Annotated in this window: 26 protein-coding genes and 4 tRNA genes; 9 read left to right on the top strand and 21 right to left on the bottom strand. The window is 71.0% G+C overall.

Annotation, left to right across the window (positions count from 1 at the left end; all coding sequences use genetic code 11):
* Positions 1 to 224: 224 nt before the first annotated feature.
* The 7 genes from rplL to HALOF300_RS10855 all read right to left on the bottom strand — a co-directional run bounded on the left by rplL (position 225) and on the right by HALOF300_RS10855 (position 4597).
* Positions 225 to 614, bottom strand: coding sequence for a 50S ribosomal protein L7/L12 (gene rplL / locus HALOF300_RS10885; RefSeq protein WP_154792904.1), 390 nt, complete (start codon positions 612 to 614; stop codon positions 225 to 227).
* A gap of 66 nt (positions 615 to 680) precedes the next feature.
* Entirely contained in the window at positions 681 to 1208 is a 528-nt protein-coding gene (gene rplJ / locus HALOF300_RS10880; RefSeq protein ID WP_156740980.1) for a 50S ribosomal protein L10, read from the bottom strand.
* 363 nt (positions 1209 to 1571) lie between these two features.
* A complete protein-coding gene (rplA, locus tag HALOF300_RS10875) occupies positions 1572 to 2276 on the bottom strand; it encodes a 50S ribosomal protein L1 (protein ID WP_156740979.1) in 705 nt (234 codons plus the stop codon).
* 103 nt (positions 2277 to 2379) lie between these two features.
* Positions 2380 to 2811 (bottom strand): 50S ribosomal protein L11, encoded by a 432-nt coding sequence (gene rplK / locus HALOF300_RS10870; protein WP_154792901.1) that lies wholly within the window; start codon positions 2809 to 2811, stop codon positions 2380 to 2382.
* 105 nt (positions 2812 to 2916) lie between these two features.
* Positions 2917 to 3708, bottom strand: a complete 792-nt coding sequence (gene nusG, locus HALOF300_RS10865) for a transcription termination/antitermination protein NusG (RefSeq protein WP_197522474.1) — start codon at positions 3706 to 3708, stop codon at positions 2917 to 2919.
* A 147-nt stretch (positions 3709 to 3855) separates the two neighbouring features.
* The gene (gene secE / locus HALOF300_RS27725; RefSeq protein ID WP_408636809.1) at positions 3856 to 4467 is read right to left on the bottom strand and encodes a preprotein translocase subunit SecE; all 612 of its coding nucleotides are present in this window, start codon (positions 4465 to 4467) and stop codon (positions 3856 to 3858) included.
* Between the two features lie 57 nt (positions 4468 to 4524).
* Positions 4525 to 4597: transfer RNA gene (locus HALOF300_RS10855), tRNA-Trp, on the bottom strand.
* Positions 4598 to 4774: 177 nt separating this feature from the next.
* On the opposite strand from HALOF300_RS10855, the gene HALOF300_RS10850 reads away from it, so the two are divergent.
* The 3 genes from HALOF300_RS10850 (at position 4775) to HALOF300_RS10840 (ending at position 7735) form a co-directional block, all read left to right on the top strand.
* Positions 4775 to 6307, top strand: a complete 1533-nt coding sequence (locus HALOF300_RS10850) for a sensor histidine kinase (protein WP_156740978.1) — start codon at positions 4775 to 4777, stop codon at positions 6305 to 6307.
* Positions 6304 to 6963: a response regulator transcription factor gene (locus HALOF300_RS10845; RefSeq protein WP_156740977.1), complete on the top strand. Its 660-nt coding sequence runs from the start codon at positions 6304 to 6306 to the stop codon at positions 6961 to 6963. Before HALOF300_RS10850 ends, HALOF300_RS10845 begins: the two co-directional genes overlap by 4 nt.
* 85 nt (positions 6964 to 7048) lie before the next feature.
* On the top strand, positions 7049 to 7735 hold the full coding sequence (locus tag HALOF300_RS10840) for a hypothetical protein (protein ID WP_156740976.1): 687 nt from the start codon (positions 7049 to 7051) through the stop codon (positions 7733 to 7735).
* A gap of 96 nt (positions 7736 to 7831) precedes the next feature.
* Here HALOF300_RS10840 and HALOF300_RS10835 read toward each other — a convergent pair whose 3' ends face one another.
* Positions 7832 to 8206 carry a hypothetical protein gene (locus HALOF300_RS10835; protein WP_156740975.1) on the bottom strand — a complete coding sequence of 125 codons (375 nt, stop codon included), beginning with the start codon at positions 8204 to 8206 and terminating at the stop codon, positions 7832 to 7834.
* 88 nt (positions 8207 to 8294) lie between these two features.
* Between HALOF300_RS10835 and HALOF300_RS10830 the strand changes: the two genes are divergently transcribed.
* Positions 8295 to 8954 (top strand): hypothetical protein, encoded by a 660-nt coding sequence (locus HALOF300_RS10830; protein ID WP_156740974.1) that lies wholly within the window; start codon positions 8295 to 8297, stop codon positions 8952 to 8954.
* Between the two features lie 110 nt (positions 8955 to 9064).
* On the opposite strand, the gene HALOF300_RS10825 is transcribed toward HALOF300_RS10830, so the two are convergent.
* Together HALOF300_RS10825 and HALOF300_RS10820 are read right to left on the bottom strand one after the other, a co-directional pair.
* Complete coding sequence (locus tag HALOF300_RS10825; RefSeq protein WP_156740973.1) at positions 9065 to 9421, bottom strand: hypothetical protein; 357 nt, start codon at positions 9419 to 9421, stop codon at positions 9065 to 9067.
* An 82-nt stretch (positions 9422 to 9503) separates the two neighbouring features.
* Positions 9504 to 10763: a phosphotransferase family protein gene (locus HALOF300_RS10820; protein WP_156740972.1), complete on the bottom strand. Its 1260-nt coding sequence runs from the start codon at positions 10761 to 10763 to the stop codon at positions 9504 to 9506.
* 74 nt (positions 10764 to 10837) lie between these two features.
* On the opposite strand from HALOF300_RS10820, the gene HALOF300_RS10815 reads away from it, so the two are divergent.
* Both HALOF300_RS10815 and HALOF300_RS10810 read left to right on the top strand, forming a co-directional pair.
* Entirely contained in the window at positions 10838 to 11956 is a 1119-nt protein-coding gene (locus tag HALOF300_RS10815) for an adenosine deaminase (RefSeq protein WP_197522473.1), read from the top strand.
* Positions 11953 to 12660 carry an esterase/lipase family protein gene (locus HALOF300_RS10810; RefSeq protein WP_156740970.1) on the top strand — a complete coding sequence of 236 codons (708 nt, stop codon included), beginning with the start codon at positions 11953 to 11955 and terminating at the stop codon, positions 12658 to 12660. Before HALOF300_RS10815 ends, HALOF300_RS10810 begins: the two co-directional genes overlap by 4 nt.
* A 39-nt stretch (positions 12661 to 12699) precedes the next feature.
* On the opposite strand, the gene HALOF300_RS10805 is transcribed toward HALOF300_RS10810, so the two are convergent.
* Entirely contained in the window at positions 12700 to 13806 is a 1107-nt protein-coding gene (locus HALOF300_RS10805; RefSeq protein ID WP_156740969.1) for a UDP-N-acetylmuramate dehydrogenase, read from the bottom strand.
* 61 nt (positions 13807 to 13867) lie between these two features.
* Positions 13868 to 15094, bottom strand: coding sequence for an MFS transporter (locus HALOF300_RS10800; protein WP_231955244.1), 1227 nt, complete (start codon positions 15092 to 15094; stop codon positions 13868 to 13870).
* Between the two features lie 162 nt (positions 15095 to 15256).
* Here HALOF300_RS10800 and HALOF300_RS10795 point away from each other — a divergent pair, with 162 nt between their 5' ends.
* Positions 15257 to 16306 carry a LacI family DNA-binding transcriptional regulator gene (locus HALOF300_RS10795; RefSeq protein ID WP_231955243.1) on the top strand — a complete coding sequence of 350 codons (1050 nt, stop codon included), beginning with the start codon at positions 15257 to 15259 and terminating at the stop codon, positions 16304 to 16306.
* Positions 16307 to 16354: 48 nt separating this feature from the next.
* Here the strand turns inward: HALOF300_RS10795 and HALOF300_RS10790 are convergent, their stop codons facing one another.
* The 6 genes from HALOF300_RS10790 to HALOF300_RS10765 all read right to left on the bottom strand — a co-directional run bounded on the left by HALOF300_RS10790 (position 16355) and on the right by HALOF300_RS10765 (position 17933).
* Positions 16355 to 16777 (bottom strand): MaoC family dehydratase, encoded by a 423-nt coding sequence (locus HALOF300_RS10790; RefSeq protein ID WP_156740966.1) that lies wholly within the window; start codon positions 16775 to 16777, stop codon positions 16355 to 16357.
* The gene (locus HALOF300_RS10785; RefSeq protein WP_231955242.1) at positions 16774 to 17226 is read right to left on the bottom strand and encodes an FAS1-like dehydratase domain-containing protein; all 453 of its coding nucleotides are present in this window, start codon (positions 17224 to 17226) and stop codon (positions 16774 to 16776) included. The genes HALOF300_RS10790 and HALOF300_RS10785 overlap by 4 nt, the downstream gene beginning before the upstream one ends.
* 23 nt (positions 17227 to 17249) lie before the next feature.
* A complete protein-coding gene (gene rpmG / locus HALOF300_RS10780) occupies positions 17250 to 17420 on the bottom strand; it encodes a 50S ribosomal protein L33 (RefSeq protein WP_156740964.1) in 171 nt (56 codons plus the stop codon).
* Between the two features lie 56 nt (positions 17421 to 17476).
* Positions 17477 to 17550, bottom strand: a tRNA-Met gene (locus HALOF300_RS10775).
* 50 nt (positions 17551 to 17600) lie between these two features.
* Positions 17601 to 17673 (bottom strand) — tRNA-Thr (locus HALOF300_RS10770).
* A 175-nt stretch (positions 17674 to 17848) separates the two neighbouring features.
* A tRNA-Tyr gene (locus tag HALOF300_RS10765) sits at positions 17849 to 17933 on the bottom strand.
* A gap of 111 nt (positions 17934 to 18044) precedes the next feature.
* Here HALOF300_RS10765 and HALOF300_RS10760 point away from each other — a divergent pair.
* A complete protein-coding gene (locus HALOF300_RS10760; protein WP_197522472.1) occupies positions 18045 to 18548 on the top strand; it encodes a YajQ family cyclic di-GMP-binding protein in 504 nt (167 codons plus the stop codon).
* Positions 18549 to 18614: 66 nt separating this feature from the next.
* Here HALOF300_RS10760 and htpX read toward each other — a convergent pair whose 3' ends face one another.
* The gene (gene htpX / locus HALOF300_RS10755) at positions 18615 to 19514 is read right to left on the bottom strand and encodes a zinc metalloprotease HtpX (RefSeq protein ID WP_156740963.1); all 900 of its coding nucleotides are present in this window, start codon (positions 19512 to 19514) and stop codon (positions 18615 to 18617) included.
* Positions 19515 to 19587: 73 nt separating this feature from the next.
* Positions 19588 to 20967 carry an FAD-dependent oxidoreductase gene (locus tag HALOF300_RS10750; RefSeq protein ID WP_231955241.1) on the bottom strand — a complete coding sequence of 460 codons (1380 nt, stop codon included), beginning with the start codon at positions 20965 to 20967 and terminating at the stop codon, positions 19588 to 19590.
* 125 nt (positions 20968 to 21092) lie between these two features.
* On the opposite strand from HALOF300_RS10750, the gene rarD reads away from it, so the two are divergent.
* Positions 21093 to 22055, top strand: a complete 963-nt coding sequence (rarD, locus tag HALOF300_RS10745) for an EamA family transporter RarD (RefSeq protein ID WP_156740962.1) — start codon at positions 21093 to 21095, stop codon at positions 22053 to 22055.
* Here rarD and HALOF300_RS10740 read toward each other — a convergent pair.
* Entirely contained in the window at positions 22008 to 22577 is a 570-nt protein-coding gene (locus HALOF300_RS10740; RefSeq protein ID WP_197522471.1) for an AAA family ATPase, read from the bottom strand. The two genes, rarD and HALOF300_RS10740, sit on opposite strands and share 48 nt — an antisense overlap.
* Positions 22578 to 22587: the final 10 nt, after the last annotated feature.

Here is a 22587-nt window from a genome sequence, read left to right as displayed (position 1 = left end):
GGGAAGCGTGTGCTGGGGGCAGAAGACAGCGCAAAGCGACAGCATAGCCACTTTGGCTACGTCTGTCCAGTGGCGACGAGGCCCGCACCGGAATCGGTGCGGGCCTCGTCATTGTGGCCTCGTTATTGGCGTGGCCGGGTAACGCCGGCGAGCTGCCCGGCTCCGTGTGCCCGGTGTCGTTGCCTTGCGGCGCGAACCGGCGGAACTGAGCACCCGCCGTCAGATCACTTGACGGTGACGGTGGCGCCGGCGCCTTCGAGGGCTTCCTTCGCCTTCTCGGCGACGTCCTTCGCCACGCCCTCGACGATCGCCTTGGGGGCGCTGTCGACGAGGTCCTTGGCCTCCTTCAGGCCGAGGCTCGTGAGGGCGCGCACCTCCTTGATGACCTGGATCTTCTTGTCGCCGACGGAGTCGAGGATGACGTCGAACTCGGTCTGCTCCTCGGCCTCGTCCTCGCCGCCACCGGCGGCGGGGCCGGCGGCGACCGCAACGGCGGCCGGAGCGGCGGCGGTGACCTCGAAGGTCTCCTCGAACTGCTTCACGAACTCGGAGAGCTCGATCAGGGTGAGCTCCTTGAAAGCGTCAATGAGCTCGTCGGTGCTGAGCTTCGCCATGATGGCGTTCCTTCCTGTTGGTCCTGCTTGCGGAGAAGCAGTGTGTGGTTGGTCGAAGACCGGGCCTCAGGCCGCGGACTCCGTCGCCTGCTTCTCACGCAGGGCTTCGATGGTGCGCACCGCCTTGGCAGCGGGAGCGTTGAAGACGTAGGCCGCCTGGTGCAGCTTCGCCTTGAACGCGCCGGCCGCCTTGGCCAGGAGCACCTCGCGGGACTCGAGGTCCGCGAGTTTGGTGACGTCCGCGGACGTCAGGGCGCGCCCGTCGAGGACACCACCCTTGATGACCAGCTTGGGGTTCGCCTTGGCGAAGTCACGCAGGCTCTTCGCCGCCTCGACCGGGTCACCGGAGACGAAGGCGATGGCCGACGGCCCGGTGAGCTCGCCATCGAACGCGTCGATGCCGGCTTCCTTGGCCGCAATGCCGGTGAGCGTGTTCTTCACCACGGCGAAGCTGGTGGTACCGCCGAGATCGGTGCGCAGCGCCTTGAGCTGGGCCACCGTGAGCCCGCGGTACTCGGTCAGCACAGCGGCCGTGGACTGGCGGAACTTCTCCGTCAGTTCGGCAACTGCTGCCGCCTTGTCAGGCCGTGCCATGGGCCCTCCTTCCGAGATGTGCCGCGAAGGTCGAGGGTGCACATACGGAAAGAACCCCGCGCAGATGCACGGGGTTCGGATTCGGAGCGCTGACGCTCCGGCACTTGATCGAACTCGTTCACCTGCGCTGGCTCCGCATCTGCGGACTTGGCCCCGTCGTGTGACGGGCGACCGGCGGTCTTGGGCAGGTGCCACTCTACACAGCCCTTCGTGCCCGACCAAATCGCAGGGCCTGTGCGATGCATCACGGGCGACCCCGGCCGGCTACTGGTCCGGACGAAGACGGCCCGGTCCCTCCGATGGAGGGACCGGGCCGCGTGTGCGACGTACGGGGATCCGGCCGGCGGATCGCCGCGGCTGGGCTCAGGCGGTCTCGACAGCCAGCTTCCCCGGGTCGATCGCGATGCCGGGACCCATGGTCGTGCTCAGCACGGCCTTGGTGATGTAGCGGCCCTTGGAGGAGGCGGGCTTGAGGCGCATGACCTCCTCATAGGCGGCCGTGTAGTTCTCCAGCAGCTGCGCCTGGTCGAACGAGACCTTCCCGATGATGAAGTGCAGGTTGCCGTGCTTGTCCACCCGGAAGTCGATCTTGCCGCCCTTGATGTCGGTCACGGCCTTGGCGACGTCCATGGTGACGGTGCCGGTCTTCGGGTTCGGCATCAGGCCACGGGGCCCGAGCACGCGGCCCAGACGACCGACCTTGCCCATCAGGTCCGGCGTGGCCACGGCCGCGTCGAAGTCGGTGTAGCCGCCGGCGACCTTCTCGATGAGCTCGTCGCCACCGACCTCGTCGGCGCCGGCCGCGATGGCCTGCTCCGCGCGGTCACCGGTGGCGAACACCAGGACCCGAGCGGTCTTGCCGGTGCCGTGCGGGAGGTTCACGGTGCCGCGAACCATCTGGTCGGCCTTGCGGGGGTCGACCCCGAGCCGGAACACGACCTCGACGGTCGAGTCGAACTTCGTCGCGGCACCCTTGCGGGCCACCTCGATGGCCTCCGCCGGGGCGTAGACGTGGTCGGCCTGCACGAGTTCGGCGGCCTTGCGGTAATCCTTGCTGCGCGTAGTCATCTGCTTCTCCTTCATGTGAGCAGTCGTGGTGCGGGCCCGCGCGGGCCCTTCCACTGTGCGGTGCGCGTGACGCTCACCGCGGGGATGGGTCAGGGACGGGGGTTCAGTCCTTGACGGTGATGCCCATGGAACGGGCGGTGCCGGCGATGATCAGCGACGCGGCGTCGAGATCGTTGGCGTTGAGGTCCTCGAACTTCGTCTGGGCGATCTCGCGGACCTGATCCTTGGTCAGCGAGCCGACCTTGGTGGTGTGCGGGGTACCGGAGCCCTTGGCCACGCCGGCGGCCTTCTTGATGAGCTCGGCGGCCGGCGGCGTCTTCGTGATGAACGTGAACGAACGGTCCTCGTACACGGTGATCTCGACCGGGATGACGTTGCCGCGCTGCGACTCGGTCGCCGCGTTGTAGGCCTTGCAGAACTCCATGATGTTCACGCCGTGCTGACCGAGCGCGGGGCCGATCGGCGGCGCGGGGTTGGCCGCGCCGGCCTGGATCTGGAGCTTGATGAGGCCGGTGACCTTCTTCTTGGGGGGCATGCTCTACTGCTTCCTGTTGGTGGGCCGACGCCTTGGGCGATGACCCGGTTGCACGACCTTGCGGTCAGGACCCACGATGGCGGGCCCCTGCTCGGGTGAGCGGGCTCAGATCTTGGCGACCTGGTTGAACGACAGCTCGACGGGAGTCTCGCGGCCGAAGATCGAGACCAGCACCTTGAGCTTCTGGCCCTCGGCGTTGATCTCGGAGATGGTGGCCGGCAGGGTGTCGAACGGGCCGTCGGTGACGGTGACCGATTCGCCGACGGTGAAGTCGACCTGCACGGCTGGGCTGGCGGCGGTGGTGCGTCCACCGGTCGCGGTCGGGGCCTTCTGCTCCACCGTCGTGGCGAGCATCGACATGACCTCATCGAGGCTCAACGGGACCGGGGAGTGGGTGTGCCCCACGAAACCGGTGACACCCGGGGTGTGCCGGACGGCGCCCCAGGACTCGTCGGTCAGGTCCATCCGCACCAGCACGTAGCTGGGGATCCGCACCCGGCGGACCACCTTGCGCACGGAGTTCTTGATCTCGACGACCTCCTCCATGGGCACCTCGACCTGGAAGATGTAGTCCTCCATGTTGAGGGACTGGATCCGGGACTCGAGGTTGACCTTCACGCGGTTCTCGTAGCCGGCGTAGGAGTGGATCACGTACCAGTCACCGGGGAGCGAGCGCAGCTCACGGCGGAACGCGACCAGCGGGTCCTCGTCCTCGTCCTCGACTGCGGCCACGTCCTCGACCACGGCCTCGTCCACTGCGTCGGCCTCGCCGTCGGACACGGCCGAGTCCTCGGCGATGTCCGCGGAGTCCGCACCGTCGGCGGAGTCCACGCCCTCGGCGCCGACCTCCTCGACGACGTCGACCGTCTCGTCCACGTCGCGGGTCTCTTCAGACACGTCCTGACCTGCTTCCCTCGTCTTGTCCTGCTCGATGATCCTGCATGCTTCGTCGAGATCGGAACCTTCCCGACCTCGTCATTGTCCCGCTTCGTACCGCCGGCGCCATACCGGAGTGGTCTCCAGGCAGCCGGGATGGCTGCCGCGCTAGGCGCCGAACGCCCAGAGCACCAGCTTGCCGATCGCGAAGTCCAGCACACCGACATATGCCATGACGATCAGCACGAACACCACGACAACGGCGATGAATGTCAGCAGCTCCGACCGGGTCGGGGTGACGACCTTCCTGAGCTCGGCGATGACCTGGCGGACGAAGAGCGCGATCCTCGCGAACACGTTCGGCCGCACCTCACGCTCGGCCTCCGCGCGACTGCGCGTAGCCCGGCCCTTGCCGGCACTCGCCGACGCGGCCACGGCCTTGCTCGAGGAGGAACGAACCGAGGACTTCGACGACCCGGACCTCGTCGCCGACTTCTCGGCGGAGTCCGATGCGGTGCGCTCGGACCGGCCCCTGCGGCTCGAGGTGGCCGCGGCCTGGTCGGTCGAGATCTCGTCGGCGCTCGCATCGGCGTCCTCGGCGGGAACCTCGGCCTCGTCATCGGCGGGAATCTCGGCGTCGACCGCCTCGTCCACCGATTCCTCGCTCACGTCCGCCGAACCGTCGGTGTCACCTGGGGTGACACCCTCCGTGGGGTCGGTGACGTCGCCACGTTCGCCGCCGTCGGGTTCGCCCGACTCCGGGTTCGTGGGTGTGCTCACAGATGTTCCCCAACTCGTTCGTGTGTGCTGGCTCGACCGGCGATCGAGCGAGATGTGCAGGGCAGGAGGGACTCGAACCCTCAACCGCCGGTTTTGGAGACCGGTGCGCTACCAATTGCGCCACTACCCTTTGCAATGAGTGCCGCCCGAACTGCGGATCACAGCTCCTCGCGGGCGTGTTCCATCATGGCGGGCGTCAACCACCTCGGACGAGTGTACGGGAGTCCGCGCCATGGGTCGAACCCGTGTGCCGCGCCTCACCTCCGACCCGCCAGCGCCCGGGTCACGGTTACGGGATAATCGACCGATGGCCACCCGACGTTCCCGCCTGCGCGCCTCGGTGCGCACCCGGGTCATGGTCGCCCTCGTGCTGCTCACGACCCTCACGGTCGCCCTCGCCGGCACGACGGCCTACATCCTCGAGACCCAACGCACCGACGACCGGGTCAAGGCCGTGTTGCAGGACTCGATGGCCGAGTTCGAGACGCTTGCGACGGAGGGCATCGACCCTGCGACTGGCGGTCCATTCGCTACGGCGAGCGCGCTGCTGCGCACCGCTCTGAGCCGGATGGTGGTGCAAGAGAACGAGGCCATGTTCTCGATGCTCGGCTCGGAGGTGGACCAGGTCGCCCAAGTCGGTCCGACGCAGCAATGGCTTGCGGATGACCCCGGGCTCGCCGCCGCCGTCTCCGCTGCGTCCAGCTGGGAAAGAGGTCGGTACCTGCAGGTCAGCACGGACGTGCGGAACTACTACGTCGCAGCCGTGCCGGTCGCCCCGGAACCGGGCGGCGTGCCCGGGGCGCTCGTGCTCGCCTGGAACCTCGACGCCGAGCACGCTGAGTTGGGTGCGACGTTCCGCACCTACGCCCTGGTCGCGCTCGGCGCGATCGTCTGGATGGCCATCATCGGCTGGTTCGTGGTCGGTAGCCTCCTCGAACCGATCAGACTCCTGCGGACGACGGCCGCTGAGATCTCCAACTCCAGCGACCTCTCGCGACGGATCGCGGTGGTGGGCAACGACGATCTCGCCGTGCTGACGGAGACTGTGAACAGCATGCTTGCTCGCCTGGAGGATGCGTTCGGGTCCCAGCGCCAACTGCTCGACGACGTCGGGCACGAGTTGCGCACGCCGCTGACCATCGTCCGCGGTCACCTCGAACTCATGGATGCGGCAGACCCCGCGGACGCCGCCGCCACGAAGGAGCTCGTCCTCGACGAGCTCGACCGGATGAACGGCCTGGTGGAGGACCTGGTCACGCTGGCGAAGGCGGGCCGACCCGACTTCGTCATGGCCGAACCCACGGACATCGCGCTCCTCACCGACGAGGTCCTCACCAAGGCCCGCACGCTGGCGGACCGCCGCTGGGTCCTCGACGGACTCGCCGATGTCACCGCCGAGATCGATCCCCGCCGGATCACCCAAGCACTGCTCCAGCTCGCGTCGAACGCGGTGAAGTTCTCCGAGCCGGGGTCCACCATCGCCCTGGGCAGCTCGGCGACGCACACCGAGGTGCGGCTCTGGGTCCGCGACGAGGGCGTCGGGATCGCACCGCAACACCTGGACAGGATCTTCGACCGCTTCGAACGCGCCGGCAGCCCCGCCGAGGGCTCCGGTCTCGGCCTGACCATCGTGCGCTCGATCGCCGTCGCGCACGGTGGCCGTACGGCGGTGGAGTCCAGGATCGGCAAGGGCACCACGGTGAGCCTCTACCTGCCCCTCGTGGCAGAGTCCGAGAGTACCGACGCCGATTCGACCGACTCCGACGCCACCGACGAACCGCCCGAGACCCCCTCCCCCGCCGGCGACGCGCCGAGCACCACCGCCCTGGAGCGCCGATGAGCCAGATCCTGATCGCTGAGGACGAGACCCGGATCTCGTCGTTCGTCGCGAAGGGGCTGCGGTCCGCCGGGTACGCGCCGACCGCCGTCACCACCGGTCGGGAGGCCGTGGACCTCGCGAGCACCGGCGACTTCGATCTCATGATCCTCGACCTCGGCCTGCCGGACATGGACGGCTTCGCGGTACTGCGCCAGGTACGCGCGATGAACGTCACCTTCCCGGTGATCATCCTGACCGCACGGAACTCGGTCACCGACACGGTGGCCGGCCTGGAGGGCGGCGCCGACGACTACATGGCCAAGCCGTTCCGGTTCGAGGAGCTCCTCGCCCGGGTCCGGCTGCGGTTGCGGTCCGAGGGCGGCGCGGCCGAGCCCACCACCCTCGTGCACGGCGATCTCTCCCTCGACCTGCGCTCGCGCCGCGCTCGCGCCGGAACCACAGAGGTGGACCTCTCGGCGCGGGAGTTCACCCTCGCCGAGACGTTCCTGCGCAATCCCGGCCAGGTACTGACCCGCGAGCAACTGCTCTCCCGGGTCTGGGGCTACGACTTCGACCCTGGCTCGAACGTCGTGGATGTGTACGTGCGTTACCTGCGCAAGAAGCTCGGCGCTGAGCGCTTCGAGACGGTGCGCGGGATGGGCTACCGACTGCGCTGAGTCCCGAGGCGACGCTCTGGCGGGTGCCGCCCGACGGCGTCGGTGCCGCACCCACGAGACGTAGGGACCCGACGGCGTCGGAGCCGTGCGCCTGACGCTGAGGACGCGATGGTCTGCGGGTCCGTACCGAAAGCGGAACGCCCGACGGCGTGGGTGCCGTCGGGCGTTCGTCGTTGCGGTCCTGCGGCGCGCCGGCCGGCGCCGGGCTCAGTCGCCGGAGCTGGCCGACGCGGCGCTCGCCGGGCTCGCCGGCGAGGCCGGACTCTGCGCGGACACCGGACTCGGCGCCGAGACCGGGCTCGCGACCGGCGACGGCGCGGACACCGCAGACGGAGCCGAGGCCGGGCTCGCCGGCGCCGACTGGGCCGATTGCGCCGACACCGCGCTGATCGCGGTCACCGCCGACACCGCACTGCCCGGGTCCACCGTGGCCGGGTCCGTCGCGGCCGGTGCGGGAGACGCCGGCGCCGCAGGAGTCGCCGGCGCCGCAGGCGAAGCCGCCGAAGGGGCCGCCGCCGACGCCGCCGACGTGGTCTGCGTAACCGACTGCTCCGGAGCCGGAGCCGGAGCCGGACCCATCGAGTCCGCCGACGCAGCGACAGCCCCGCCGGCCACGGCCACAACACCCAACGTTCCCGTGACGATCCACGCAGTGCGCTTGTTCATGATGCTTCCTCCACTATCCGGTCCCGCCCAGCGGCGGAACCTCCGAGTCCTGCTGACACCCATCACGATCCCGCCGCCGGATGAGGCCACAAGGAGACGAAGATGAGCCCTCTCTCACCCATGACCGAGGAACTGGGGCGCGGGCCGGGCACACGAACGTCGGGTGACCCCGACGGGCGGCCACCCGACGCCGTGATGAGCTTCAGTCCCCCGAGTCGGCGGACACTGCCGAGACCGCAGACACCGCCGACACCGGCGAGGCCTGGGCCACCGGCGACGGCGCGGAACTGGTCGGGGCCGGGGCGGGTGCGGGGGTGGGTGCCACCGGGGCCGGTGCGGCCGGGCTGGGCGCGCTGACGACGGTCACGGCACTACCCGGATCCACCGTTGCGGGGTTCGTGGGGGCAGGCGCAGGGGCCGGTGTCTCGACCGGTGAGGGCGACTGGCTGGGCACCGTGATGCTCACGCCGGGCAGGTCGTCCCCGGTGCGGTTGTCGGCCGCCGCGGCGATCGACGCACCAGCCACACCGACGACTCCCAGTGCCCCGGTGACCATCCATGCGGTTCGCTTGTTCAACTCTTCGCTCCTCGTTCGTGCGCCGCGATCGGCGGCTCTCGACTGCGTCCAGTCTCGGGACGGTTGATGAGACGTTGAGGAGCAGATGATGAGAGAACTCTCATCTTCGGGGCTCGGACCCAACCCGGCCATGCGGAACGCCCGACGGCGTGGGTGCCGTCGGGCGTTCGTCGTTGCGGTCCTGCGGCGCGCCGGCCGGCGCCGGGCTCAGTCGCCGGAGCTGGCCGACGCGGCGCTCGCCGGGCTCGCCGGCGAGGCCGGACTCTGCGCGGACACCGGACTCGGCGCCGAGACCGGGCTCGCGACCGGCGACGGCGCGGACACCGCAGACGGAGCCGAGGCCGGGCTCGCCGGCGCCGACTGGGCCGATTGCGCCGACACCGCGCTGATCGCGGTCACCGCCGACACCGCACTGCCCGGGTCCACCGTGGCCGGGTCCGTCGCGGCCGGTGCGGGAGACGCCGGCGCCGCAGGAGTCGCCGGCGCCGCAGGCGAAGCCGCCGAAGGGGCCGCCGCCGACGCCACGGAAGCGGTCTGCGTCGTCGACTGCTCCGGAGCCGGAGCCGGTGCCGGACCCATCGAGTCCGCCGACGCAGCGACAGCCCCGCCGGCCACGGCCACAACACCCAACGTTCCCGTGACGATCCATGCAGTGCGCTTGTTCATGATGCTTCCTCCACGTTCGGAGATCCCACGACGGGACCGCGATCCACTTGCTGACACCCGACACAGTTCCGCGCGCCGATGAGGCCACAAGGAGACCAAGATGAAAGCTCTCTCACCCGCCAAGGACGAACGCCCGACGGCCGGTGCCGTCGGGCGATCGTGGTGGGCCCCGCAGGGGCGGTTCGATCTGGATCAGTCGGCGGAGCCTGCGGACCGAGCGGAGTCGACCGTGGCGGGGGTCTGGGCCGAGACGGGCGAGGCCTGAGCCACCGGTGACGGTGCGGACGGCTCGTCGTCGGTAGCCGCCGGGTCGGATGCCGAGGCGGCCGTGATCGCGGTCACCGCGCTGACCGGGGCCACCGTCGCCGGGTCCTGCAGCGCCGGGTCGGCGAGGTCACCCGTCGCTGCCTGACCCTGGTCCGGTGCGGTGATGCCGACGCCCGGCAACGACTCGTCACCGATCGGGTCCCAGACGAGCGCGATCGACCCTCCGGCCATCCCGGCGAGGCCCAGCGCTCCGGTCACCATCCATGCCGCTCGCTTGCGCATGCGTCACCTCGCTCTCCCGGTCGGACCCCGCCAGCCTGCCACGCGAGGATGAGAACACGCGAAGACCCGGATGAGAGAACTCTCATGTTCGCTGCTGCGCGTCGGTGTGCCATGCCTCGGCGACCGCGAGCCGCGCAAGGCCCTGTTCCGGGGAGGTCCCGGCCGCGAGGGAGAGCACCACGGCGGCGGTGCGCGCCCGCAGCTCCACGGGATCCGCCCGCGTCTCGAAGTAGGCCGTCCACTCCCGGAGGATCCCGGGCACGTGTGCGTAGACGCGCGGCGCGAGCGCGGGCAGCACGGCGACGTGGCCGAGCAAGGTGCCCAGATCGTCCGCGCGCCGCCCGGGACCGAGCGAGTCCACGTCGATGACGGCGGTGACCGCACCGTCGGCCGTGAACACGTTCGCCTCGTAGAAGTCGCCATGCGTGGGTACCGCTGGCCGGTCCGGGCTCCGCGCGAGCAGCCCGGCGATACCGGTCTCGAGGCGGGTGATCCGGTCCGCCTCGGCCGGCAGTGCGGCCCGGGCGGCCTCGGCGTGGAAGTCGATCCGATCCGCCCAGGACGGCCGGGCCGGAAGCTCCGTGACCGCAGCGGGGAGCGAGTCCAGCCAGGACTCCAGTACCTCGGGTCCGGGTAGCCCGGCCGGGTTCGTCAGCGCCCCGGCGATCGCCTCCGCCAGGGCATGACCCGGTGCCCGCTCGGTCACGAGCACCCCCGGCCCTGGTTGAGCCAGGACCCGCGGCGCGGGCACACCCGCCCCGGTCAGCACCTCGTGCCTGCGACGCAGGGCGTCGACCCGTCGCGGCGCCAGCACCTTCACGAACACGGCATCGGTGCCGGCACCCGCGCGCAGCACCGCGCGCCGGCTGGGCCGGTAGCTGACCAGATCGAGCCGGACCGGCCCGGCCGGATGGCGTCCGATGTCGGTGAGCCACCGCGCCACCGTCTCGGCGTCACACGCCTGCGCCAGCCCTGGCAGGGCCGGGTCGTGCGGGTGGCGCCAGACCCGCACCTGCCTGTCGCCGTCCTCGAGCAGGGCGACCTGATCGGACTCGGGCAGCCGCGGCGCCGTGCTTGCGACGAGGTATTCGTTGACCCGACCACCGCCCCCGTCGTAACCGACGCGGTAGCCCACGGAGACCCCGGCTCCCGGACGGTGGTGGACCCGGTCGACCTCGACGGACAGGTGCAGTTGGACGGCCACCGGAGCCGCGCCGTCGGCGGGGGTGATCCCGAGCAGCGCAGCCCGCACGATGTCGACGCGACCCGGGCCGGTGAGATCCTCGAGATCACGTGACTCGCGTGCGGCCGTGCTCGGCTCCGACGTCTCCATGCCGCCCATCTCACCACCTCCCGATCGACGTCGACGTGAGGTCCGCATGAGAGAACTCTCATCCTCGTCCTAGAGTGACGAATGTGCCCCGCGATCTCCGTCTCCTGCCCAAGGCGCACCTGCACCTGCACTTCACCGGCTCGATGAGCCCGGCAGCCCTCACCGAGCTCGCCGCGGAGCGTCGGATGCGACTGCCGGAGTCGCTGCGGGAGACCGTCGCCGGTGACCCGCTCCGGCTCCCGGCCAACGAGCGCGGCTGGTTCCGGTTCCAGCGCATGTATGACGCCGCCCGGGCAGTGGTCCGCAGCGAGGCGGCGATGCGCCGGATCGTCCGGGACGCGGCTACCGCCGATGCCGCCGAGGGATCCAGGCGCCTCGAGCTCCAGGTCGACCCGACCTCCTACGCCCCGTTCGTCGGTGGCATCACCCCCGCCCTGGAGATCGTCACCGACGAGGCCGCGGCCGCGAGCGCTGCGACCGGGGTCGAGGTCGCGATCATCATCGCCTGCTCGCGGATGAGGCACCCGTTGGAGGCCAGGACCTTGGCCCGGCTCGCGGCACGGCACGCCGACGAAGGGCCCGGCGGGGTGATCGGCTTCGGCCTCAGCAACGACGAGCGCCGCGGGCAGACGTCGGACTTCGCCGCGGCCTTCCACATCGCGGCCCGCGCGGGCCTGGCCCTGGTCCCCCACGGCGGTGAGCTCCTCGGGCCCGAGCACGCCGCTCAGGTCGTGGCGCACCTGCACCCGGACCGCCTCGGTCACGGGGTCCGGGTCAGCGAGGACCCGGCTCTGCTCGAGAAGGTGGTCGCCGACGGCATCGCCTTCGAGGTGTGCCCGGCCTCGAACGTGTCCCTCGGGGTGTACGCGACGCCGGCCGAGGTGCCGCTGCGCACCCTCGTCGACGCCGGCGCGACGATCGCCCTCGGTGCGGACGACCCGTTGCTGTTCGGCTCGAGGCTGCTGGCCCAGTACGAGAGCGCCCGGACGGTGCACGGCTTCGACGACGCCGGGGTGGCCGACCTCGCGCGCGGTTCGATCCGGGCCTCGCGCGCTTCCGATACGTCGAAGCGCGCCATGCTCGCCGACGTGGACGCATGGCTGGCCGCACCGGACCCCGGGCTGGGACCCGTCCGGCCCGGCGCCGCGCGTGCCGAGCCGCAACCCACCCATGCCGGGAGCGACGGCTCGGGCACGACGTGAGGCACCTCCCCCTCGCAGCGCGCCGAGCGGCGGCCTGGGCCGCCGACTACGCCTACGCCGTCGGCCGGATCGCCCACTCCCTGCTGACGCGCGAACCGCCGTGGGCGCGCGCACCACGGCCCGGGGCCGGCCTGCCGGTGGTCCTCGTGCCCGGCGTCTACGAGTCCTGGCGGTTCCTGGAACCGCTGGCAGAGCGTCTGCACGATGCCGGGCACCCCGTCCATGTGGTGCGTGAGCTCGGCCTCAACCATGCGGATGTGCGGACCGGTGCCGACGTCGTCGCGCGGCACCTGGAGGCACTGGCGCTACCCGCCGTGGTCCTCGTGGCGCACAGCAAGGGTGGCCTGATCGGCAAGCAGGTGATGCTCGACGGCGTCGCGACGGCCGGCGTGGCCGGCGCACCGCGGGTGCTCGGCATGGTGGCGGTGAACACGCCGTTCGCGGGCTCCTCCTACGCCCGGTACCTGCCGGTCGCGGCCGTGCGAGCGCTCTCCCCCGCGGGAGTGCGCCGACTGGGCCGGCAACGCGCCGTGGACGCCGCGATCACCTCGGTTCACGCGTCCTGGGACCCGCACATCCCGGGCGGCAGCGAACTGCTGGGAGCCCGCAACATCCGGGTTCCGGTCAGTGGCCACTTCCGCATCCTGGGGGACCCTCGGGTCCAGGACACGATCGTGGCCGCCGTCGCCGACTACGGCACCTGATCTCCGGGCCGCGCCGGTTGCGCGATGGAACCCGGCGCCTCAGAGGGTCAGACCCACCAGGACCGGCTCCGGGACCAGGGTGATGCCGTGCGCCGCCTGTACCCCGGCGCGGACCTTCCGCGCCAACGAGACGAGGTCCGCGGCACTCGCATCGCCGCGGTTGGTCAGGGCGAGCACGTGCTTGGTGGACAGTGCCGCCGGCCCGGGCAGGCCGTAGCCCTTGCCGAAGCCGGAGTGGTCGATCAGCCACGCGGCGCTGGTCTTGACCCGCCCGTCGCCCGCGTCGAAGCGTGGCGCACCCTCGGGCAGCCGCGCCGCGTCGTCGGCCGCCAGGATCGGGTTCGTGAAGAACGAGCCGGCGCTCCAGGTGTCGTGATCGTCGGCGTCGAGGACCATGCCCTTGCGCCGGCGCAGTCCCAGCACCGCCTCGCGAACCTCGACCGAGGGAGCCCGCTGGCCGAGTTCCACGCCGAGGGCAGCGGCGAGCTCGGCGTAGCGGATCGGGGCCGAGCGCGTGGCTAGCACCAACTGGAAGCCGACGTCGAGGACCACATACCGGGGCGTCGGCCCCCAGATCCGGTCCGCGGACGGGGCGCGCAGGGTCCGTTTGAGCAGTGAGTCCCGGTAGCCGAACCTCAGGTCCACCCGGGCCAGGGTGCGGACCCGGCGTTCCGCGCGGTCCCAGGTGCGCACGGAGGAGATCACGTCGCTGACCTCCTGGCCGTAGGCGCCCACGTTCTGGACCGGTGTGGCGCCGGTGGAGCCGGGGATCCCGGAGAGCGCCTCGACGCCCATCCAGCCCTCCTCGATGGCCCGCACCACGAACTCGTCCCAGGGCTGCCCGGCCGGTACCCGGGCGGAGCTGCCGCCGCAGGTGTCCTCGCTCTCCACGACGACGCCGCGCCGGGCATCCCGCAGCACCACGCCGTCGAAGCCGTCGTCGGCGATCAGCACGTTGGAACCGCCGCCGAGCACCAGGAGCGGCTCACCGGCGTCGTCCGCGGCGCGGATCGCGTCGATGAACTCCGCTTCGGTCGCGGCCTCGACCTGGCGGCGGGCCGGTCCGCCCACCCGTAGCGTGGTGGCGTCGGCGAGCGGCACCGGCGCCGGGGTACGCAGGGAGTTGGACTGGGCCGCGGTCGTCATCCCCCCAATCTACGCCGCGGAGGCGGCCGAGCCCGGGTGCGTGCGGCGCGCCGGGAGCGACCTACGCGGCCGGTGCTGCGCCGTCGGGGTCCTCAGCGGGACGCCCCAGCGGCCGTGCCGCGGGGATCACGAGCAGGCCGACGACGAGCGGCACCAGGATCGCCAGCAGGGCGTGCCGGTACCCGACGTGGCTGGCGAGGAGGCCGAGCAGTCCCGGCCCCACCAGGAACGCGGTGTAACCGATCGTGGCCACCACGGACAACCGACCCGCGGCCTTCGCGGGGTCGTCGGACGCCGCGCTCATCCCGACCGGAAAGCCGAGTGCGGCACCCATCCCCCAGAGCACCGCCCCGATGAGCGCGAGGGGCAGCGTGGGCGAGAGGGTGAACACGAGCAGGCCCACGATGGCGAGGCCGGTGCACAGCCGGAGCACGACCACCCGCCCGAACCGGTCCAGCAGGAACGTGCCGAGGAAGCGCATCACGGTCATCGCGGTCAGGAACACGGTGAGCCCGAACGCGCCGGTCTCGTTCGGGGTCTCGAAGCCGTCGATCACCGCGAGCGCGAGCCAGTCGTTGGCCGCTCCCTCGGTCAGCGCCGCCGCGAGCACCACCAGGCCCACCATCAGCGTCCTCGGCTCGAGCCAGAACCGGAGGTAGGAGCGGGTGCCGTGGTGCTCGCCCTGGACTGCTGCGGCTCGGCGCTGCTCGGGCGTCTCCGGGAGGTACCCGCGGGTCATCACCACGACCAGCACGACGGCGGCCCCGACCACCACGAGCATGTGGGTCGGCACGGGCACGGCCAAGCGGATCGCCAGACCACCGGCAGCGGCGCCGAGCACGGTGCCGATCGAGAAGCCGCCGTGGAACCAGGGCATGATCGCCCGCCCGAGTGCTTGTTCCACCCGGGCACCTTCGAAGTTCATGCCGACGTCCCAGGCCCCGATGCCCATCGTCGACAGGAACAGGCCGGCCCCCACCAGCAGCGGGTTGATCTGGGCCACCCCCGTGACGGCCACGACCAGACCGGCGGCCGCCACCACGGAGGCCGCGATGACGGTCCGCACTGCCCCGATCTGGACCAGGATCCTGCCCGTGACGGGCAGCGCGGTCAGCGACCCGAGTGAGCCCAGCAGGATGATCAGGCCGAGCTGCTCGGGCCGCAGGCCGAGCTCGTCCCTGATCGTCGGGATCCGCGCCAACCAGTTGGCGAACGTGAAGCCGTTGAGGACGAACGTCGCGAACACGGCTGCGGCGCCGCGGCGGGCGTGCACCGACTGGACTGACACAGCGGCGCCTGGCTCGGAGGGGGTCATGGTCACTCTCGGACGTACGGGATGTCGCAACGTTTCGACCGGCCTAGGCTATCGTGTGCCGTCCGGCCCCACGGAACCTGGCCGCGTCCGCCGGCGGAGCAGAACAGCCGATGTCGTCGAGGAGGAAGGGCGTCCGTGACCACTCGCGCCACACTGACCGACGTGGCCCGCGCCGCGGGTGTCTCGATCTCGACGGCATCGCTCGCGTTCTCCGGCGCCGGTCCGATCTCGGCAGCCACGAAGGCCAAGGTGCTCGCGGCCGCCGCGGACCTGGGCTACTCCGGGCCGAACCCGGTGGCCCGGTCGCTGCGGCGGGGTCGCAGCGGCGTGATCGGGGTCGTGGTCCGCAAGGATCTGCGTCAGAACTTCCGTGATCCGGTGGCCATCCAGACCCTCGACGGCGTCGCCACCACACTCGGAGAGTCGGATCTGGGCATGCTGCTCGTGCCCACCGACGACGCGTCCGGCCAGGCCCCGGACCTGCTCCGGCACGCGGCGATGGACGCCGCGATCCTGCTCAACGGCGCCGCCGCCGGCGCCCCCTCGGTGCGGGTCCTGCGCGATCGCGCGGTCCCGGCCGTGCACGTGGACATGGCCGTGCGCGGCTCGGTCTCGATCCGGGTCACGGACGCCGCGGGGATGCGGGCCGTCGCCGAGCACCTGCGCGGGCTCGGCCACGATGTCGTCGGGGTGGTCACCCTGCCGTGGGGACCGCGCGTCGAGCCCGGCCCGTTGGACCCGGCCCGGCCGGGCCGCTCCACCGCTCCGTACACCGCGGCCCGGTGGGCGGGCCTGCTCGAAGGTGGCGTGCTGCCCTCGGCGGCCCAGGTGGCCCGCGGGTCCTGGGTGGAGGAGGGCATCCGCGCCGGACACGCCCTGCTCGATGCCACGCCCCGCCCGACGGCGTTGGTCGGGTTCAGTGACCTGCTCGCCGCCGGCCTGTTGCTCGCCGCCCGCGAGCGTGGACTGCGGGTGCCGCAGGACGTCTCGATCGCCGGGTTCGACGGCGTGGACCTGCCCTGGCTCGGTGAGGACGTGCTCACCACGGTGACGCAGCCCATCCAGGAGAAGGGCCGCCTGGCCGCTGCGGCCGCGATCGCGCTCGCCGCCGGCGGGCGCGCGCGCTCCGCCGTCCTGGCAGTCGAGTTGCGGCCGGGCACCACGACCGGACCGGCCCCGGCCTGACCGTCCGCGAACGAGGCGAGCGACCGCCGTCGGGCCGTGCGGCGGCGCTCAGTGCAACCGCACCTGTGCCTGTGCCTTGCCGAGCACGGTCTTGTCCTCGACGGTGACCCGCAGGTCCACGCGGGCGGTACCCGCACCGGGATCAACGGCGCCGACGGTGGCCACGATCAGCAGCTCAACAGCGCCCGGGTCGGGCACCGGCACCGGACGGGTGAACCGCACGCCGTAGGAGAGCACATCGGTGGGGTCGTCGAGCCAGTCGGTCAGCGCGGATCCGGCGACGCCCATGGTGAGCATCCCGTGCGCGATCACGCCGGGCAGACCAACCTCGAGCGCGAAGGCCTCGTTCCAGTGGATCGGGTTGAAGTCGCCACTGGCCCCCGCATAGCGCACCAGGGCGGCCCGGTCGACGCTGCGGGTGACGGAGAACAACTCGGCGCCGACGCCGACGTCGGCGGTGAGGGCGCTCACGCGTCCGTCCCCCGTACCGCGAGAGTTGAGGTCACGGACACCACGGGGGCCCCGCCGTCATCGGTGATCTCGCACCGGGTGCTGACCATGGCGATGCCGGCCCGCTCGGTGACCGCGTCCACGTGGACGGCCGTGTGCAGCCGGTCCCCCGCGACGATCGGGCGGTGCGCGGTGAATGCCTCGTTTGCGTGCACCACGCGGGAGAAGTCGATGCCGGCCTCCGGCGAGTCGATGTATTCGGCCTCGGCGCGCTGGGCGATCACGACGGCGAAGGTGACCGGGGCGATCACGTCGGCGTGGCCAGCGGCTCGGGCCGCCGCGGGGTCGTGGTGCAGGGGTGAGCCGGCCCCCACGGCCTCGGCGAACTCGGCGATCTTGACGGCGGACACGACGTAGGGCGGGGTTCCGGAGAACACCCGCCCTACGAGGTCGGCATTGACTTCAGTCATGCCCGTCATGCTAGTCGCCGAGGTCAGCGCGTCTCGCGGTGCGTCGTCTTGGCGTTGCAGCGGGGGCAGTACTTGCCCAGCTCGAGCCGGTCGGGGTTGTTCCGACGGTTCTTCTTGGTGATGTAGTTGCGCTCCTTGCACACTTCGCAGGCAAGGGTGATCTTGGGGCGGACATCCGCAGACTTGCTGGCCACTGGTCTTCCTCACGTTGGCACCCGCGCTGGTGCGGATGTTTGCTTCTCGAATGCGGTAGCGGGGGCGGGGCTCGAACCCGCGACCTCACGATTATGAGTCGTGCGCTCTGACCGACTGAGCTACCCCGCCTCGACCCACGGGCGGCCCGCCGCCGGGGCGGTGGGCAACCTGTGGAGCAGAGCCCCGATAGGGAATCGAACCCTAGACCTTCTCCTTACCATGGAGACGCTCTACCGACTGAGCTATCGGGGCAGCGGGAACGAGGTTACATGCTCGTGCGCCTGCAGACGAAATCCTAGCGCGAGGTCCTGCTCACACGAGCCGCAAGCGGGCCGGATCGGGCCCAACATGGCGAACATCACACAGCCGGACTCTTCGACGCCGACGACGGCGAAGGGGCACCTCCGGTGGGAGGCGCCCCAGGCGCTGGTGGCGGGTGCAGGATTCGAACCTGCGAAGCGTAACGCGGCTGATTTACAGTCAGCTCCCTTTGGCCGCTCGGGCAACCCGCCGTATGGTCGAAGGACCGGATGGAACAATACCAAGTCCGGGACCGTCCCGTGACCATCGCGAGCCCGCCCGCGGCCGCGGTGTGGTCAAGCACACTCCAGAAGGAGCCCCCTGTGGCCAGCGATTCCTCGTTCGACGTCGTCAGCAAGGTCGACCGCCAGGAGGTGGACAACGCGTTGAACCAGGCCGCCAAGGAACTCTCCCAGCGGTACGACTTCAAGAACGTCGGCGCCTCCATCAGCTGGAGCGGCGAGGAGGCCATCGTGATGGTCGCCAATTCCGAGGAGCGGGTCCTCGCCGTGCTCGACGTGTTCCAGAGCAAGCTCATCCGCCGGGGCGTCTCCCTGAAGGCGTTCGACACCGCCGAGAAGGAGCCGCAACTGTCCGGCAAGGAGTACCGCCTGGCCGGCACCCTCAAGGAGGGCCTGTCCGGTGAGAACGCGAAGAAGATCACCAAGTTGATCCGGGACGAGGCACCCAAGGGCGTCAAGACCCAGATCACCGGCGACGAGGTCCGCGTCTCCTCGAAGAACCGCGACGACCTGCAGACGGTCATCGCGCTCCTCAAGGGCGCCGAGGACATCGACGCCGCGCTGCAGTTCGTGAACTACCGGTAGGCGACGGACACGACCCGGTTTGGCGCCCTCACCCGGGCCAGGGTGCCTCGCCCGGTCCGGCCCTTCTCACCAGGTGCTGGGGTCGCTGAGTCCGGTGCTGCCCGCCATGCCTTCCAGGCGCGAGATCCGTTCGGCCATCGGCGGATGGGTGTTGAACATCTTCTTGACGGAGCCGGCCCGGAACGGGTTGGCGATCATCAGGTGGGACACGTCGGCCACCTCGCCCTCGGCCCGCAGCGGCGCCGCCGCGGTACCACGCTCCAGCTTGCGCAGGGCGCTGGCGAGAGCGAGCGGGTCGCCGGTGAGTTTGGCGCCGTCTTCGTCCGCGTCGTACTCCCGCGTGCGGGAGATGGCCAGCTTGATCAGTGATCCGGCGAACGGCGCGAGCAGCGCCATGGCGAGGGACCCGACCAGGGCCAGCGGTCCGGCGTCGCGGCCGCGTCCTCCTCCGAAGAACAGCAGGAACTGCGCGGCGGAGGTGATCAACCCGGCCATCGCGGCAGCGATCGAGGACGTCAGGATGTCCCGGTTGTAGACGTGCGAGAGCTCGTGGGCGAGCACGCCCCGCAGCTCCCGCTCGTTGAGGATCTTCAGGATTCCGACGGTGCAGCAGACCGCCGCATTACGCGGGCTCCGCCCGGTGGCGAACGCGTTCGGGGCCTCGGTCGGCGAGATGTACAGCCGCGGCATCGGCTGCCGGGCCTTCGAGGAGAGTTCGCGCACGATCGCGTACATCGCCGGTGCCTCGGCCTCGGAGACCGGTCGCGCGGCCATGGCGCGGATGGCGATCTTGTCCGAGTTCCAGTAGCTGACGAACGTCATCACCAGCCCGAGGCCCGCGAAGAGCCAGATCGCGCCGGGTCGCCGGGTCCCCGCGGCGACGATCGCGCCGACGCCGAGGATCACGACCCAGAGCAGGCTGAAGAGTGCGACGGTCTTGACGCCGTTCAAGTACCGGTGACCCATCACCTGCGGCGCTCTCCTTCCCTTGGCACGGGACCCGGGCTCGGCTCATCGGCGCCACCGGTCCCGGGCAGCGTCAGGCGGGAGCGTGGGCCTGGCGGGAGATCTCGGTCATGTGCTCGCGCGGCACGACCTTGATCCGTTCCCGGCCCTGCTCCTCACCCAGAGAACGCTCGTAGGCGTCAAGCAGTTCCCAGCCCTGCCAGGTGGTGAAGGGCACGCCGTCCGCTTCGAGCCGTTCCAGGATGGCCCGCGGGTCACGCTTCGGGGCACTCGGCACCGCGCCGCCGGCGACGTCGTCGACGAGGTGCCGGATGGTCTCGTTGGCGTCGGACTTCGTGTGCCCGATCAGCCCGACCGGGCCGCGCTTGATCCAGCCCGTCGCGTAGGTACCTGGGATGTGCCGACCGTGGTTGTCGAGGACCCTGCCACCGTCGTTGGGGATCACCCCGGCGGCTTCGTCGAACGGCAGCCCGGCCAGCGGTGAGCCGAAGTACCCGACCGCACGGTAGACGGCCTGCACATCGAACTCCGCGAACTCCCCGGTGCCGCGCACGGAGCCGTCACCGGTGAGTTCGGTGCGCTCGGTACGGATCCCGGTGACCTTCCCGTCGGCGCCGAGGATCTCCACCGGCCGGTGCAGGAAGTGCAGGTGGATCCGCCGGGAGGCGGTCAACTCCGACTCCTCGCGCAGGGTCCAGTCCGTGAGGGTCTTGACGACCTGCTTGGTCTGGTTCGAGGACCGGATCGCCTCCTCCGAACCGTCGTCGAAGTCGAAGTCCTCGGGGTAGACCACGATGTCCACGTCCGGCACGTGGCCGAGCTCGCGCAGTTCCAACGGCGTGAACTTCACCTGTGCCGGCCCACGGCGCCCGAACACGTGCACGTCGGTGACGGGGCTGGTGCGCAGACCCTCGACGACGTTGTCCGGCACCTCGGTGGGCATCAGGTCCTCGACGTGCTTGGCCAGGATCCGGGCGACGTCGAGCGCCACATTCCCGACGCCGAGCACGGCGACCTGCTGGGCCTCGAGCGGCCATGTCCGGGGCACGTCCGGGTGCCCGTCGTACCAGGACACGAAGTCCGCGGCGCCGTAGCTGCCGTCCAGCTCGACACCCGGGATGGGCAGGTCGGCGTCCTTGATCGCCCCGGTGGAGAAGATGATCGCGTCGTAGTACTCGCGCAGTTCCGCGAGGTCGACGTCGGCGCCGAAGTCCACGTTGCCGATCAGGCGGATGTCCCCGCGCTGAAGCACCTTGTACAGGGCCACGATGATGGCCTTGATCCGGGGGTGATCCGGGGCGACGCCGTAGCGCACCAGACCGAACGGGGCGGGCAACCGCTCGAACAGGTCGATGTCGACGTCGAGGTCGGTCTTGGAGAGGATGTCGGCCGCGTAGATCCCGGCGGGGCCGGCTCCCACGATGGCGACACGCAGCCTGGTGTTGCTGGGCACGGGTGAGACGCCTCTTTCAACGGATTGGGGGCTGCCACGCTCTCGCGGGCAGCACAGACCCCTCCAGTGTAAGGCTCGCCTCACCCGTGCCCGGGGTGAGCCACGGACTGGGATAGGTTCGCCGGGTGTCGACCGCCCAGCCCACGCCGGACGGCGTCGCGACGTCCGAGCACCGCCGCGGACTGATCGCGGGTGCCTGCGGATACTTCCTCTGGGGCGTGCTGCCGATCTACTTCAGCCTCCTCGCATCCGCGGGCGCGCTGGAGATCACGGCCCACCGGGTGGTCTGGTCGATGCTGCTCTGCCTGCTCCTGCTGGCGGCCCTCGGACAGTGGCGCACCTTCACGACCCTGCTCAGGGACCGTCGCACAGCCGGCCGGCTGACCCTCGCCGCGGTCCTGCTCGCCGTGAACTGGATCACCTTCCTCGTCGGCGTCCTCACCGACCGGGTGGTGGACGCCGCCCTGGGTTACTACGTGAACCCGATCATCACCGTGCTGCTGGCCGTGCTGGTGCTGCGCGAGCGACCGCGCCCGGCCCAGTGGGCGGCGGTCGGCGTCGCCGGCGCCGGGGTGGTCGTGATCGCCGTCGGGCTTGGCTCCTTCCCGTGGATCGCGACAGTCCTGGCGCTGAGCTTCGCCGGCTACGGCCTCGTGAAGAAGACCGTCGGGGCGAAGGTCCCCGCACTGCCGGGCCTCGGCGTGGAGACCCTCGCCCTCACCGCGCCCGCCCTCGGCTATCTGGTGTACCTGACCGCGACCGGGGCGAGTACATTCGGGGCCGACGGCGGAGGTCGGGTAGGGCCGGCCGGGCACGCCGCGCTGTTGGTCGCCTCGGGCGTCGCGACGACGGCCCCGCTGCTACTGTTCGCCGCCGCGGCCCGCCGGTTGCCGCTGGCGACACTCGGCCTGCTGCAGTACATCACCCCGACGATGCAGTTCCTGAGCGGGGTGCTGCTGTTCGGGGAGGAGATGGCCCCGAGCCGGTGGGCCGGGTTCGCGCTCGTCTGGGTCGCGTTGGTGATCCTCACCACGGACGGGCTACGGCTCGCCCGGCGCAACTCCCCGCGCCGAGGCGCGACGGACTGACCCCGGCACCCGGCCGATGACCTCTTCGATCGCAGCGAGCTGCCGCTCCGGAGGGTGGTCGCCGGCCGTGACCACGAGCGGTCCTTCGTCGGGCGTCGGGGCCTCGAAGTGGTCGAAGTAGGAGGCCGCCAGGTGCTCGGACAGGCGGAAGTCGTCACCGTGCCCGGTGACGCGGCCTCGGACCCGCTGCAACACGGTGGCCCGGTCCGTGGCCACGTGGATCGTCACCGGCTCCACCCCGAGCGGACGGAGCAGCGCTCGGTAGTCGGCGCGCATCCGACGTGACCAGAACGAGAAGTCCAGGACCACGGCGTCGCCGCTGCGGACCAGGGTGAGGAGCCGTTCCCGCAGGTGCGACTCGATCTCCCGGTGCGCCTGGTCCGGCAACGGCATGGCGCGGAGCCCGCGGTCCCAGGCGGTCTGGTCGAACGACAGCCGCACCAGGCCCCGCTCCTCGAGGGCTCGGGCCAGGGTCGACTTGCCGGACCCGGCCGGGCCACACATGAGGAGAACCCAGCCCACCTGGACGTCC

The organism is Occultella aeris (genome assembly GCF_902703175.1).
Classification (GTDB): Bacteria; Actinomycetota; Actinomycetes; order Actinomycetales; family Beutenbergiaceae; genus Occultella; species Occultella aeris.
This window is presented reverse-complemented; position numbering and strand designations above follow the sequence as displayed.

Bases quoted from the DNA above. Each gene is read 5' to 3' on its own strand.
- rplL (WP_154792904.1), bottom strand. From the start codon at position 614: ATGGCGAAGCTCAGCACCGACGAGCTCATTGACGCTTTCAAGGAGCTC.
- rplJ (WP_156740980.1), bottom strand. From the start codon at position 1,208: ATGGCACGGCCTGACAAGGCGGCAGCAGTTGCCGAACTGACGGAGAAG.
- rplA (WP_156740979.1), bottom strand. From the start codon at position 2,276: ATGACTACGCGCAGCAAGGATTACCGCAAGGCCGCCGAACTCGTGCAG.
- rplK (WP_154792901.1), bottom strand. From the start codon at position 2,811: ATGCCCCCCAAGAAGAAGGTCACCGGCCTCATCAAGCTCCAGATCCAG.
- HALOF300_RS10850 (WP_156740978.1), top strand. From the start codon at position 4,775: ATGGCCACCCGACGTTCCCGCCTGCGCGCCTCGGTGCGCACCCGGGTC.
- HALOF300_RS10845 (WP_156740977.1), top strand. From the start codon at position 6,304: ATGAGCCAGATCCTGATCGCTGAGGACGAGACCCGGATCTCGTCGTTC.
- HALOF300_RS10830 (WP_156740974.1), top strand. From the start codon at position 8,295: ATGAGAGAACTCTCATCTTCGGGGCTCGGACCCAACCCGGCCATGCGG.
- HALOF300_RS10825 (WP_156740973.1), bottom strand. From the start codon at position 9,421: ATGCGCAAGCGAGCGGCATGGATGGTGACCGGAGCGCTGGGCCTCGCC.
- HALOF300_RS10820 (WP_156740972.1), bottom strand. From the start codon at position 10,763: ATGGGCGGCATGGAGACGTCGGAGCCGAGCACGGCCGCACGCGAGTCA.
- HALOF300_RS10805 (WP_156740969.1), bottom strand. From the start codon at position 13,806: ATGACGACCGCGGCCCAGTCCAACTCCCTGCGTACCCCGGCGCCGGTG.
- HALOF300_RS10785 (WP_231955242.1), bottom strand. From the start codon at position 17,226: ATGACTGAAGTCAATGCCGACCTCGTAGGGCGGGTGTTCTCCGGAACC.
- htpX (WP_156740963.1), bottom strand. From the start codon at position 19,514: ATGGGTCACCGGTACTTGAACGGCGTCAAGACCGTCGCACTCTTCAGC.